At 64.9% G+C, this 13,861-nt stretch carries 12 protein-coding genes; all 12 read right to left on the bottom strand.

Translation table 11 applies throughout. The annotated features are described in order from the left end of the window. Positions 1-18: 18 nt before the first annotated feature. Positions 19-2,961 (bottom strand): TonB-dependent receptor, encoded by a 2,943-nt coding sequence (locus tag LZ005_RS03460; RefSeq protein WP_237804692.1) that lies wholly within the window; start codon positions 2,959-2,961, stop codon positions 19-21. Between the two features lie 375 nt (positions 2,962-3,336). Beyond that, on the bottom strand, positions 3,337-5,322 hold the full coding sequence (locus LZ005_RS21730; protein ID WP_307727764.1) for a family 43 glycosylhydrolase: 1,986 nt from the start codon (positions 5,320-5,322) through the stop codon (positions 3,337-3,339). Positions 5,323-5,422: 100 nt separating this feature from the next. Further along, positions 5,423-6,433, bottom strand: a complete 1,011-nt coding sequence (locus LZ005_RS03445; protein WP_237804690.1) for an aldose epimerase family protein — start codon at positions 6,431-6,433, stop codon at positions 5,423-5,425. Between the two features lie 54 nt (positions 6,434-6,487). Next, positions 6,488-7,165, bottom strand: coding sequence for an ABC transporter substrate-binding protein (locus LZ005_RS03440; protein ID WP_237804688.1), 678 nt, complete (start codon positions 7,163-7,165; stop codon positions 6,488-6,490). A 213-nt stretch (positions 7,166-7,378) separates the two neighbouring features. Next, positions 7,379-7,777, bottom strand: a complete 399-nt coding sequence (locus LZ005_RS03435; RefSeq protein WP_237804686.1) for a hypothetical protein — start codon at positions 7,775-7,777, stop codon at positions 7,379-7,381. Between the two features lie 9 nt (positions 7,778-7,786). Next, the gene (gene pgsA, locus LZ005_RS03430; protein ID WP_237804684.1) at positions 7,787-8,368 is read right to left on the bottom strand and encodes a CDP-diacylglycerol--glycerol-3-phosphate 3-phosphatidyltransferase; all 582 of its coding nucleotides are present in this window, start codon (positions 8,366-8,368) and stop codon (positions 7,787-7,789) included. A 48-nt stretch (positions 8,369-8,416) separates the two neighbouring features. Next, entirely contained in the window at positions 8,417-10,258 is a 1,842-nt protein-coding gene (gene uvrC, locus LZ005_RS03425; RefSeq protein ID WP_237804682.1) for an excinuclease ABC subunit UvrC, read from the bottom strand. Beyond that, the gene (gene acpS, locus LZ005_RS03420) at positions 10,255-10,650 is read right to left on the bottom strand and encodes a holo-ACP synthase (protein WP_237804680.1); all 396 of its coding nucleotides are present in this window, start codon (positions 10,648-10,650) and stop codon (positions 10,255-10,257) included. The genes uvrC and acpS overlap by 4 nt, the downstream gene beginning before the upstream one ends. Next, the gene (gene pdxJ, locus LZ005_RS03415; protein ID WP_237804678.1) at positions 10,647-11,411 is read right to left on the bottom strand and encodes a pyridoxine 5'-phosphate synthase; all 765 of its coding nucleotides are present in this window, start codon (positions 11,409-11,411) and stop codon (positions 10,647-10,649) included. Before pdxJ ends, acpS begins: the two co-directional genes overlap by 4 nt. 5 nt (positions 11,412-11,416) lie before the next feature. Then, positions 11,417-12,202, bottom strand: a complete 786-nt coding sequence (gene recO / locus LZ005_RS03410) for a DNA repair protein RecO (RefSeq protein WP_373889296.1) — start codon at positions 12,200-12,202, stop codon at positions 11,417-11,419. Next, complete coding sequence (gene era, locus LZ005_RS03405) at positions 12,193-13,083, bottom strand: GTPase Era (RefSeq protein WP_237804674.1); 891 nt, start codon at positions 13,081-13,083, stop codon at positions 12,193-12,195. The genes recO and era overlap by 10 nt, the downstream gene beginning before the upstream one ends. Then, on the bottom strand, positions 13,076-13,852 hold the full coding sequence (rnc, locus tag LZ005_RS03400) for a ribonuclease III (protein ID WP_237804672.1): 777 nt from the start codon (positions 13,850-13,852) through the stop codon (positions 13,076-13,078). The genes era and rnc overlap by 8 nt, the downstream gene beginning before the upstream one ends. Positions 13,853-13,861: the final 9 nt, after the last annotated feature.

Below are 13,861 nucleotides of genomic sequence, written 5' to 3'. Positions count from 1 at the left end.
CTTAGCGGAAAAGACGGATCAGAACTTGTAGTTCAGACCCAGCATGAAGGAACGGCCGGTGTGCACGTACAGCAGAGTGTCGTTGCGCTGGGTGTCCTTGCTGTAGCGTAGCGGCTGGTCGGTCAGGTTCTGGCCCTCGAAGGACAGGCGCAGGCTCGGCGTGATGTTGTAGGACACGCTGAAGTCGATATTCGTCGACGCGTCCGCCATCGTGTAGTCACTGCCCTGCACATTGCCCAGCACCTCGCGGATGTAGGACGAACGGTGGGCCGCCGACACGCGCGCGCTGAACTTCGGATCTTCGTAGTACAGCGTGAGATTGTAGGCGTTGGGCGACAGGCCGACGAAATTGGCCTTCTCGGTCAGCAGCTCGTTGGCCGGCGTGTTCGGATTGTCCACCCGCGTGATGTAGGTGATCTGCGACTTCACGTGGGTGTAGTTGACGAGCGCACCGAAGTTCTTGCCAATGCCCGGCAGGAAATTGAACGGGGCATTCAGATTGAACTCGAAACCGTCGAGCGGACCACCCTTGGTGTTGACCATGCGGCTCACGGCCACATCGGTCGTCGGCAGCACCTGGCAGGCCGGCGTACCGCCCGTGATCGAACAGCCGCTCGAGGTCAGGAACTCGTTGGGCAAGCCCAGGCTCGCGTAGCTGGCACGCTCATTGACGCGCTGGATATAGGTCTTGATGTCTTTGTGGAAGACACCGAAGGACACCATCGCGTTCTTGTCGTAGTACCACTCGGCCTGCAGGTCATAGGTATTGGCGCGGATCGGATCGAGCTCCGGATTGCCGATCGTGACCGACTGGCCGGCGATCGACACCGTGGCCGCCGGGGCCAGATCCACGTACTCGGGGCGCGACAGCGTCTTGCCCGCCGAGAAGCGCAGCATCACATCCTTGGGCAGCGCGGCCGTCAGATTCACGGCCGGCAGCCAGTCGCGGTACTTGTGCTCGACCACGCGCGGCTTGAGCACCCCGGCCACATTGATCAGCTGTTGCGAAGTCGTCGTGGTGTCGGCGCCGCGCACACCGGCATTGCCGCGCAGCGCGATGCCGGCGATCTCGTACTTGAAGTCGCCCATCAGATACAGGGCATTGATCTTCTCGTCGACCGAGCGCTTGATCTGCGACGCCATGTCGTAGGGCGACAGCGCCACTTGCGCGCAATGGCATTCGATGTTGTAGACGGCCAGGAACTTGTTCAGATCAATCGCGCTCCAGCTGGTCGGCACGCCGCTGCCGCCGAGGCCATCGCCAAAGCCCGTGATCTGGCGCGTCAGGCTCGACAGGCTGGTGCCGGCCGGCAGGGCCTGGGTCGGAATGCCGCCCGAGCTCGCCTCATAGTTGAACCAGCTGTTCTTGCGCGCCGACAGGCCAGCCTTGAACGTCAAGTTGTCGTTCAGCTCGTAGCTGCCATTGAGCGCATTGGTCTGCAGCCGGTTCGAGGTCAGCAGGTAGCGGCCGACGAAGTTGCCGTGCACGGTGCCATTCGCGTCCTGCGGGCCGAAGCTGAAGTTATTCGGATTGGCCACGTCGATGCCGAAATTCAGCGACGGCACATTGCGGTTGTTGCGGAAGTCCCAGCTGAAGCCGTTCGCGTTCGGCGAGTCGATCTGCACGGTCGCGCGTTGCGGTTCCTTCAGACGCGAATCCGAGATGCCGCTCATGAAGTCGACTTTCAGACGCTCGCTGAAGTCCTTGCGGCCCGAGACCACGGCCTGTTTGAACAGGGTCGAGTAGACGTCGAGCAGGCCTTCCGAGCGGATATCGACGGCGTTGAATTTGCCGTAATCCCAGCTGCCGTTCGAATTGAAGTGGGCGTCGACAATCGAGGTCTGCGGCTTGCCGTTCTGCCCCATGTCGCGGCCGAAGGAAATGGCCGAGATGTAGTTGTCGTAGCGGTAGTTCGAGAACTTACCGCCCATCAGGTCCAGATTCAGTTCGCTCGTATTGTCCGGGCGCCACTGGAAGGAGCTGGTCAGGCCGCTGCGTTCATAATCGGTCTGGGAACGGCGATAGCGCGGGATACGCGGATGGAAAGCACCCGAGCCCGGCACTGCCGTGGTCAGGGTGCCGCCGAAATCATCGGTGCGGCCGACCACCGCGTTATACGCCGTCGCGTCCGACAGGCGCGGGGCGCCCACGCCGCAGTTGAGCGCATCGATGCCTTTCACCGCGCTATTGCCCGGGGCCTGGGGGCTCACGCCGAGCGGCGAGCAGAAGCCATTGTTGACATTGGCCGAGACCAGATCGACGGCCTCATAGCCCTCCTCCACCGCCGTACGGCGCGAGTGGGCGAGCGACACCAGGGCGCCGATCTTGCCGAAGGCCGTCTCCCAGCGGTTCGAGGCCAGGGCCGACAGGCGCGGCTGGGTCTTGCCCGACAGCGAGTTGTAGAACTCCTGGCCGCCGATACTGAAGGTGCGGCCCTTGAAGTCGAACGGACGGGCCGTGCGCAGATCGACGGTGGCGCCGAGCGAACCTTCTTCGACCGCCGCTTCGGAGGTCTTGCGCACCTCGAGGCTGTTGAACAGTTCGGAGGCGAAGACCGAGAAGTCAAACGCGCGGCTGCGGTTGGTCGAGCCATTGATGTCCGAGGCGCCGGTCGCGGTCACCGCCTCGATGCCATTGATACGCACCCGCGTAAAGCCCGCATTCAGGCCGCGCACGGTGATCTGCTTGCCTTCGCCGCCGTCGCCGCGGGCGAGTGAGACGCCGGGCACGCGCTGCAGCGATTCGGCCAGATTGGCGTCGGGGAATTTGGCGATGTCTTCCGCCTTGATCACGTCGACAATGCCGTCGGCGTTCTTCTTGGTATTGAGTGCGTTGTTCAGACTGGCGCGAAAGCCCGTCACGATCACGGTATTGTCTTCAGGCTGAGGCACTTGCTGCGCCTGCGCCTGCAGGGCGCCGAGCATGGCGAGCACGCCCAGTTGTACTTGAGTAAGCCGCATTGCGGATCTCTCCTTATGGATGTTGAAAGTGCGCTGTCCCTCTGGCGCCAGGCAAAACGCGGCCCCGACGACGCGCAAGGCGTATCGCACACAGGAGCAGAGGGGGCAGAACGGCGGCGCGGCAGGCGTGCCGGCGCACCGGTGGGTGTCGCCAGCCAGAAGTCCGAAGCGGGTAGTCGGACCGGGTGTGCGCCGGCAAAGTGCCGAACATGAAACAGCGTGTCCATACTAACTGTCGGACATCCCGCGCATACCGGCGCGCGGGAAAAAATCAGCGGCCTGAGCATCGGCGTGCGGCGCGCACAACACCACCGCCGCAAACGCTCAATCCCCTGAGCAAAAATGGGGTCAGACCCCATTTTTCCGCTGGGGATCTTAGTCGGCGCGCAGGGCGATGCGGGTGGGCGCGTCGCGCTCGGCGCTGAGCTGCCCGTCGCGCTCCTGCAGCTCGACCACCTGGATGCTGCTGCGCCGCTGCGCATAGCTGAGCATCGGGCTCTTGTCCTTGTGCTCGGGATGGGTGAAGTAGAACAGCCAGGCGCGCTCGCCGACGACGACCACATCGGCATGTCCGCCTTTGACCTGATCATCGGCGCTCTTGCCCGGCTCGGCCAGCAGATTGCCCGGCTGACGCTGCCAGTGCAGGCCATCGTCCGAACGGTAGACGGCCAGGCCCGCCCAGACATCGGTGATCATCCACCAGGCCTGCTTCCAGCGGAAGACTTTGGGGCCTTCGCCGCCTTGGTCGCCCACGGCCCTGCCGCGGTCGTTCCAGTGCACGAGGTCGGGACTGTCGGCATACCAGATCGACTTCTTGTCCTCCTCGTTGTTGTAGAACATGCGCCAGCCGCCCTCGGGCAAACGCACGAGACTGGCGTCGATGGCGCGCTGGGTCGGCAGAGGAATCGCCTGCGCGTCTTCCCAGCGCTGCAGATTGCGGCTGCGCAGGTGGACCATGTGGCGCGGGTGCTTCCAGTCGCTGAAGATGCCGGGCACCACGGTCAGGAACATATGCCAGTTACCTTGCTCGTCGCGCACGACGTCGGGCGCCCACAGCGTCGCCTGATCGCCGCCCAGCTCGGGCGGGATCTCGATATCGGCCACGCCAAGATGGGTCCAGTGCGCGCCGCCATCGCGCGACTCGGCCATGCCGATCTGGGTGCCATGCACCCAGCTGACGCCGTCCGGCGCATAGGCATTGGCGCGCCGGTTGGTGTAGAACATCACCCAGCGGTCGGGGCCTGCATGGACGACGACCGGATCGGCCGCGCCATCGAAAATCGGGTCGCGGAACAGGGGCTTGGCGGCGATCTGGCCACGGTCGGCGACCGGCTCGCCGAATACCGGCAACCCGGCCGCATCCCAATCGATGCGCTGGGCGCGCGTGTGGCGGTTCGGGTCCTTCAGCGGGTCGCCCTGGATGTCGCGGTAGTCGCGCGCATGGTAGACGAGGATGTCGGTCTTGCCGTCCGGCGTGGTGGTGAAGCTATTGTGGCCCGGCCCGTACTGGCCGTGTGCCGGCGAGCTCTTGAACACCGGCACCGGCGATTTTTTCCACGCGCGTGGATCGAGCAGATCGGCCTCGGCATCGGCCGTCAGCAGGCCCATCGCATAGTTCGCATCGGTCGCGCTGGCCGAGTAGCTGAGAAACACCTTGCCATGGCGGATCAGCACGGCCGGCCCCTCGTTGACGGCGAACTTGACGCGCTCCCAGTCATACTCGGGTTTGGTCAGCAGCACGGCGGGCCCGGCCAGCAGCGTCGGGCTGCGCATCGGCGCGATGTAGATATTTGTGCCCTGCCCTTCCTCGGGCGTGCGGCCGCGTTGGACCCAGACAAAATAGCGCCGCCCCTTGTGGTTGAAGGTGGTGGCGTCGAGCGCAAAGCTTTCCCAGCCGATCCGCACCTGGCCCAGCTCTTTCCAGTCACCCTGCAGCGGATCGGGCGACGCGTTCTCCAGCACATAAGGGCGGATTTCCCAGTGCGCGTCGGCGCGGCCCGCCGTGAAATAGATGTACCACTTGCCATCGATGCGGTGCAGCTCGGGCGCCCAGATGTGGTAGCTCATCGGCCCGCTGTCGTGCTTGCGCCAGACCACCTTGGCCGGCGCCTGTCCGAGCTGATTCAGGTCGGAAGCGCGGCGCAGTTCGATGCGGTCGTACTCGGGCACGGTGGCCGTGAAGTAGTACTGGTGGTCGGTATGCAGGAGGACGTGCGGATCGGCCCGCTGGCGCACGAGCGGATTGTCGAACTCCACCGCCGCAGCGGCATGGGACAGGCAGCACAGCAGCAGCATCAGCCAATGCCGCGCGTGGCGGCCAGACTCCGAGAAGAACACAGCAAACGGCTTGGCGGCGGACATCCCCACTCCTCGCATGACAATCGGAGCGGGCAGTCTAGTCAGCGGCGCCAGGCCTGACTAATGACTTTTTTCGGCGCAGCGATACGAAAACCGTATGCGCCTAGGCGAACACATAACGCGTCTGGCTGCGGTAGACGGCACCCGGACGCAGGATGCAGGACGGGAAATCCGGCCGGTTCGGCGAATCCGGGAAGAACTGCGGTTCCAGACACAGACCGCTGTGGGCGCCAAAGACCCGCCCCTTGCCCCGTAGACTGCCATCGAGCTGCTGACCGCTGTAGAACTGAATGCCCGGCGCGCTCGTGTGCAAGGTCAGGCTGCGCCCGCTGAGCGGATCGCACAGGCGCACCGCAGCCTCCGGCAGCAGCACAAAATTGTGGTCGTAGCCGCCGGCGCGCGCGAGCTGCGCATCGTCGGCCGCGATGCGCTCCCCGATCGCATGGGCATGGCGGAAATCAAACGGCGAGCCCGCCACCGGCATGCTGGCATGCAGGGGAATCAGACCGGCGTCGATTGGCGTCAGCACCTCGGCCGGCAGGCACAAGGTGTGCGCGAGGATGTCGCCGCTGCCGGCCAGGTTGAAGTAAGTGTGCTGCGTCAGATTGCAGGGCGTGGCCCGGTCCGTCACGGCCTCGTACTGTACGAGCAGGCTGTCGGCCGCATCGAGCGCGTAATGCACGCGCACGCGCAGATTGCCGGGATAAGCTTCCTCGCCATCGGCGCTGTGGTAGTGGAAGCAGACAGCATGCTCGCCCATGGGCTCGCCGCGCCACAGGCGTTTGTCAAAACCGGCACGGCCGCCATGCAAGTGATGCGCGCCATTATTGCAGGCGAGTTCGTAAGTCTGGCCGTCCAGCACGAAGCGGCCGTGGGCGATGCGGTTGGCATAGCGCCCGACCACGGCGCCAAAGTAAGGGCTGCCCGCCAGATAGGGCGCGAGCGCGTCGAAGCCCAGCACGATATCGCCGCGCTCGCCATGGCGGTCGGGCGTGAACAAGTGGGTGATGGCTGCGCCATATTCGATGAGCCGCACGGCGATGCGCCCGTTATCGAGAACGAACTGGTGCACCGGCTGGCCATCGGGCATTTCACCAAACAGCTGGGTTTGCATCGCGCCTCATCTCCTGTGCCTGATTCCGGTTCGACCGGAGCGCGGCGCCGAAGTTCAGGGCGTCGCCGGATGCAGGCCGTAGCGTTCGCTAATGCTGCGAATCGTGCCCTGCCGCAGCAGTTCATGCAGGGCCGCGTTAAAGCGTTCGAGCTGTTCGGTCGACTGGCGCGCGCGCGACAGCGCGATGCCATAGCCGACCTTGCGCACCTCGCCGGCCACGCGCAGCGAGCCCGGATAGCCGCGCTGCACGAGGTAATTGCCGACATCGATGTTGATCAGCGCCGCGCCCTGCTCGCCATAGCGGCCGGCCGCCAGCTTGCGCAATACCGAAGGAATATCGACCTCGATCTCGACGTGCAGATCCGGCACCAGGCGTGCCAGCTCTTGCGCCGCGCGCGAGGTCGAGGACGGCCCATAGGCCGCCAGGGTAAAGCCGCTGAGGTCGCCCGCCTGACGGTAGTGCAGGCTGCTGTGCTGGCGCACGAACAGCGCATACGCGGACTGCACGACAGGGATGGTGAAGTGAAAGACCTGTTCGCGCTCAGGCGTGCGCGCCAGCACAAAGATGCCATCGACCACGCCGCGCTCCGCCAGCGCATAGGCGCGCCGCCAGGGCAGCATTTCGAACACGCAGCGCAGTTTCAGTTGCGCACAGGCCGCGTTGACAATCTCGGGAAAGGGACCGGCCGGCTTCCCGCCCGCATCGATGACGAAGGGCGGCAGAGGTTCCATCACAAAATGCAGGCTCTGACTATCGGCCCGGGCAACACCCATCCCCGCCAGCCATCCGCCAGCCAGGACCGCCAGACAAGCTGTGCGCCGAGCAATCATGATGCCTTTCATTGTAATCCAAACAAATCGGGGTCAGACCCCATTTATCTGTACAGAAAGGGCTTGCCGCGCAAACAAATGGGGTCTGACCCCGATTTGTTTGGGTGGATATTTTTAGTCTTTGTGCTTGCCGTGGCCTTTGCCGTGGTCCTTGCCGGGACCGCGCTCGTCGGGCCGGCCCTCGCCGCGCTGGGCCGGGGCGTAGACGCTGCTGTACCAGTCTTCCTGCACGAAATAGACGCGCCGCTCGCAGGCCTGGTAGCGCGCGCAGTGCTTGTCCCAGTGCTTGATGTGGCCGGGCGGCACGCGCAGATACAGGGGCTCGGCGACCACCACCTTGGGCGGCCGCACGATGCGCGGCTCCTGGTAGATCACGGTCGGCCGGGGCAGATTGCCGATCTCGATGCGGCCGTAAAAATCGGGCGAACCGGCCGTGATCGTCACCTGGCCACTGACCTGGGCCTGGGCCGCTGTGGCCAGCAGCAGGCTGGCCATGGCGATACTGGATTTCATGAGACCTCCTTACAGTTGGCCTGATTTTTCCTTGATCAGCGGCCAGGCCAGGCGCAGATAGTAGAACATCGACACCACCGTGAGCACGGCGGCAATCAGCAGCAGCGGGTTGCCCCAGTAATTGGTGTCGATCGCCCCGAACAGCATGCCATCGTAGAGCAGCATCGGAATCGCCACCATCTGGGCCGTGGTCTTGACCTTGCCGATCTGGTGCACGGCCACGGACTTGGATGCGCCGATCTGGGCCATCCACTCGCGCAGGGCGGAAATGGCAATCTCGCGCCCGATGATGATGAAGGCCACGACCGCATTCACGCGGTCGAGCTGGACCAGCACCAGCAGCGCGCCCGCCACCATCAGCTTGTCGGCCACGGGATCGAGGAAGGCGCCAAAGGCCGAGGTCTGGTTCCAGCGCCGCGCCAGAAAACCGTCAAACCAGTCGGTGACGGCGGCGACGATGAAGACGATGGTGGCCGCCAGGTTCGCATCCGAACGCGGCAGCCAGTGCGGCGGCAGGTAGTAGACGCCGACCACCAGCGGAATCAGGGCCATCCGCAGCCAGGTCAGCAAAATCGGTATATTGACAGGCATGTTCGCTTATCTGTTTTATTTTGGCGCTAGTCTACATGCACAGCTGCATTAGTGCAGCTGTTTGTAAATTTCCTCGGCGAGCTGGGTGGAGATGCCTTCCACCGTCATCAGCTCTTCCACGCTGGCATTGGCCACGCCCTTCAGACTGCCGAAACGCGCCAGCAGCTTGGCGCGCCGCTTGGCGCCGATCCCTTCGATGTCCTCCAGACGCGAACTGGTGCGCGCCTTGGCGCGCTTGGCGCGCATGCCGGTGATGGCGAAGCGGTGGGCCTCGTCGCGGATCTGGGCGACCAGCATCAGCGCGGCCGATTCCTTGCCCAGCTCGAGCGGGCTGCGGCCGTCGACGAAGACCAGGGTCTCGAGGCCGACGCGGCGCCCTTCCCCTTTGGCCACGCCGACGATCAGGCTGGTGTCCAGACCAAGCTCGACAAACACCTGGCGCGCCATTTCGATCTGGCCTTTGCCGCCGTCGATCAGCACGATGTCGGGCATCACGCCGTCGCCATTGGCCACTTTTTCGTAGCGGCGCAGCAGCACCTGGCGCATGGCGGCGTAGTCGTCGCCGGGCGTGATGCCGGTGATGTTGTAGCGCCGGTATTCGCCGTTCTGCATCTGGTGGTGGTGGAACACCACGCACGAGGCCTGGGTCGCTTCGCCCTGCGTATGGCTGATGTCGAAGCACTCGACGCGCAGGGTCTCGAGATCGGCGTCGTCCAGACTCAGGGTCTCGGCCAGGGCGCGCGTGCGCGCCTGCTGCGATCCTTGCTCGGACAGCAGGCGCGCCAGCGCAATCTCGGCGCCTTTCTGGGCCAGCTCCTGCCACTGGCGGCGCTGGCCTTGCGGCTGGAACACCAGGTGGATGCGGTGCCCGCACTGCTCGGTCAGGGCCACCATCAGCTCGGGCTGGTCGAAATCAGTGTTCAAAATCAGCGTGCCCGGGATGAAGCTGTCGCCATAGTGCTGGGCGATGAAGGCAGCCAGCACTTCGGCTTCGATACTGCTGCCCTCGCCCACCATGGCTTCGCTGACCTGGGTCGGGAAGTAAGCGCGGTCGCCCAGATGGCGGCCGCCGCGCACCATGGCCAGATTGACGCAGGCGCGTCCGCCCTGCACCACCACAGCGATGATGTCGACGTCGGCGTCGTCGGTCGACTCCATCGCCTGCTGCTGCAGCACCTTGGCCAGCGACTGGATCTGGTTGCGTACGGCGGCCGCCTGCTCGAACTTCAGCTCGGCCGCAAAGCCGTGCATCTTGGTTTCGAGTTCGGCCAGCACTTCGGTCTGGCGCCCGCGCAGGAACTTGGCGGCGTGTTCGACATCGGCCAGGTAGTCTTCCTTGCTGATCGCGCCCACGCAGGGACCGCTGCAGCGGTGGATCTGGTGCAGCAGGCAGGGCCGGGTGCGGTTGTGGAAGACCGTGTCCTCGCAGGTGCGCAGCATGAACACCTTCTGCAGAATCTGCATCGACTCGCGCACGGCCCAGGCGTTCGGGAAGGGGCCGAAATACTGGTTCTTGCGGTCGACGGCGCCGCGGTAATAGGCCATGCGCGGAATCTCCTGCCCGGTCAGCTTCAGGTACGGGTAGGACTTGTCGTCGCGGAACAGGATGTTGTAGCGCGGCTTGAGCGCCTTGATCAGGTTGTTTTCCAGGATCAGGGCTTCGGCCTCGGTATGGGTGACCGTCGTTTCCAGCCGCGCGATCTTCTCGACCATCATGGCGATGCGCGGGCTGGTCAGGGTCTTCTGGAAATAGCTGGACACGCGCTTTTTCAGGTCGCGCGCCTTGCCCACGTACAGCACCTGATCGTCGGCATCGAAATACCGGTAGACGCCGGGCAGATTGGGCAGCTTGGCCACCAGGGCCAGCACTTCTTCCTTATGCGTGCTCATGCGGCGTTCTGGGTCAGGATGCAATACGCGACGGCATACTCGGCCTCGTCGCTCAGGCTGATCTGGGCGGCCAGGCCGCGCGCCTGCAACTCAGCGCCGAGGGCGGCATCGCACTGCAGATAGGGCTTGCCCTCGGGCGTGTTCAGAATCTGGGCGGCGGGCAGAGTCATCACGCCGCGCACGCCGGTGCCCAGGGCCTTGGCCAGGGCTTCCTTGGCGGCGAAGCGGGTGGCCAGATAGGCCAGGCCGCGCTGCGGATCGCGCGCGCGGCGGGCGGCAAATTCCTGCAACTCCTCGGGACCGAGCACCTTGGCGGCGAAACGCTCGCTGCGGGCCAGGGCCTCGGCCATGCGCGCAATGCGCACGATGTCGGTGCCGATCCCGTAGATCATTTCACCTCGGTGCCGTAACGGGCGGCCAGCATGATGGCCTTCATTTCGCGCACGGCATTTTCCCAGCCGACGAAAACGGCATGGGCGACGATCGCGTGGCCGATGTTCAGCTCGGCGATATCGGCGATCGCGGCGACCGCCTGCACATTCGTGTAATGCAGGCCGTGGCCGGCATTGACCTTGAGGCCATGGCGCACGCCTGTGGCCACGCCGGCGCGGATGCGCGCCAGCTCCTGGGCCTGGGCGGCGCCTTCGCTGTCGGCATAGCGGCCCGTGTGCAGTTCGATCACGGGCGCGCCGACGGCGGCGGCGGCGGCGATCTGCTGCTCGTCGGCATCGATGAACAGGGACACGCGGATGCCCTCGCCCTGCAGCTGGCGCACGGCCGCCTCGACTTCCTTGTAGTAGCGCACCACGTCCAGCCCGCCTTCGGTCGTCACTTCCTCGCGCCGCTCGGGCACCAGGCAGACGTCCTGCGGCCGGACGCGGCAGGCGAAATCGATCATCTCGGCCGTCACGGCCGCTTCCAGGTTCATGCGCGTGATCAGCTGCGGGCGGATCGCCAGCACGTCGGCATCCTTGATGTGGCGGCGGTCTTCGCGCAGGTGCAGGGTGATGGCGTCGGCGCCGGCCTGCTCGGCCAGCACGGCGGCGCGCACCGGATCGGGATAGGCGGTGCCGCGCGCATTGCGCAAGGTGGCCACGTGGTCGATGTTGACGCCAAGGTCGAGGGTGCTGCCGGTCGGTTGCAAGAAGCTCATAGACATTAAATCTGCATCAGGTCGATCAAAATCTGGCGCGTGTTCAGGGGCGCGCCGCCAAGGTGGTGGGCCAGCAGGAAGCGCATCAGCTGCTTGCTCTGCTGCTGGGTGGCGGCCGCGGCATAGTCCTCGGCCTCCATCGCCAGCAGGGTGCGGCCTTCGACGCGCGGCCAGTTGTCGCCGGCCTCGGCCGGGCGCGGCCCGCGCTCGGGGTCCACCACATACCAGCATTCTGGCGCAACTGGCGCGCGCGTGCTGGTGCAGCGCGTGAGATCGGCCGCGACCCCGGTTTCCTTCAGCAGCGCGCGCTCGAACTTGCGCAGCACGATCTGGGCCGGTTCGCCATGGGCCAGCTGGTTCAGGGTCGACACATAATGGTCGAACAGGGCCGGATGGGGGTCGTCGCGCGCCACCAGTTTCACCAGCAGCTCGTTCAGATAGAAGCCGCACAGCAAGGCGGTCTTTTCGAGCGGCAGCAGGCCGCCCACCCATTCGGCATCGATCAGGGTGCGCAGTTCGGCCTTGCCGGACCATGAGGTATTGAGCGGCTGGAAGGTCTGCAGCACGCCGCGCAGGCGCGAATGGGGCCGCTTGGCACCCTTGGCCACCAGGCCGATGCGGCCGTGGTCGCGCGTGAACATCTCAACGATGAGGCTGGTTTCCTTGTAGGGATAGCTGTGCAGCACAAAGCCGGGCTGGCCCAGCACCCGCAGGTCGCGCGCGGCCGGGCGGCTGCGTTTCGGTGCAGCCAGATTCCCGGCGTCGGCTAGCTGGTTCACGGCTACTCGTATCCGTAGGCGCGCAAGCCCGCTTCGTTATCGGCCCAGCCGGATTTGACCTTGACCCAGATTTCCAGGTAGACCGGACCGCCGAACAGCTTTTCCATGTCCAGCCGCGACTGGGTCGACAGCTCCTTCAGGCGCGCGCCCTTGTTGCCGATGACCATGGCCTTGTGCGCGTCGCGCTCGACCAGAATCGCCGCGAAGATGCGGCGCAGCGCGCCCTCCTGCTCGAACTGCTCGATCAGCACCGTGCTCGTGTAGGGCAGCTCGTCGCCCATCAGGCGGAACAGCTTTTCGCGCACGATTTCGGCGGCCAGGAATTTCTCGCTGCGGTCGGTGATGTCGTCGGCGTCGAAGATCGCGTCCTGCTCGGGCAGGTGCTTCTTGATTTCGCCTTCGAGCGCGTCGAGCTGGAAACGCGCCTTGGCCGACACCGGCACAACCGCGGCGAACGCGCGCTTGCCGGCCACCTCGGCCGCGAAGGGCATCAGGCGCGCCTTGTCCTTCATCGTGTCCGACTTGTTGATCACCAGGATCACGGGCACGTTTTTCGGCAGCAGGTCGAGCACCTGCTGGTCGGCCGGGCCGAAGGTGCCTGCTTCGATGATGAAGCAGATCACGTCGGCCGCGGTCAGCGTATTGGTGACGGTCTTGTTGAGCGTCTTGTTGAGGGCATTCGCATGGCGGGTCTGGAAACCCGGGGTGTCGACGTAGACGAACTGGGCGTCGTCATGGGTCTGGATGCCGGTGATGCGGTGGCGCGTGGTCTGGGCCTTGCGCGAGGTAATGCTGACCTTGGCGCCGATCAGGGCGTTCATCAGCGTCGATTTGCCCACATTCGGGCGCCCGACAATGGCGATATAGCCACAGCGGAAAGGGGTGTCACTCATGGTCTACGTCCAATTCGCCCTGGATGGTGGCGATACCGGCCAGTTTCAGTTGGGCCGAACGCTGGCGCGGCTTGCGGCCCGGTCCCGGAGATTTGGCCAGCGCCTGCTGGGCCACGTCGAGGGCCAGCTTGGCGGCCGCCTGCTCGCCCGCGCGGCGGCTGCCGCCCCGGCCGAACACCTGTATCCCCAGTTTAGGCACCAGGCACTCAATTTCAAATTCCTGGCTGTGAGCCGCGCCGTGCGTGGCCACCACGTTGTACTGCGGCAGCGAGACTTTCTTGCTCTGCAGGAATTCCTGCAACAGGGTCTTGGCGTCCTTGCCCAGGGTGCGCGGATCGACCGAGTCGAGAATCGGGATGTAGAAGGCGCGGATGGTGTCGCGCGCCGCATCGAAACCGGTATCGAGGAAGATGGCGCCGAGCAGGGCTTCGAGGGTGTCGGCCAGAATCGAGGGGCGGCGGAAACCGCCCGACTTCAGCTCGCCTTCGCCCAGGCGCAGGAACTGCGACAGTTCGAGCTTCTGGGCGATTTCGTAGAGCGACTGCTGCTTGACCAGATTCGCGCGCAGGCGCGACAGGTCGCCCTCGTCGAGCTGGGTGAAGCGTTCGTACAGGATGTTGGCGACCACGCAGTTGAGCACGGAGTCGCCAAGGAATTCCAGCCTTTCGTTGTGCGTACTGCTATGGCTGCGGTGCGTCAAGGCCTGCTGGAGCAGGGTAATGTCCTTGAACGTATAACCGAGGCGCGTTTGCAGTAGCTGGAGATTCATTGGGTCGGG

The organism is Massilia sp. TS11 (assembly GCF_022012445.1).
In the GTDB taxonomy this organism is placed as follows: domain Bacteria; phylum Pseudomonadota; class Gammaproteobacteria; order Burkholderiales; family Burkholderiaceae_D; genus Telluria.
Note: the sequence above shows the minus strand (reverse complement) of the source record. Positions and strands in the feature narration are given on the sequence as shown.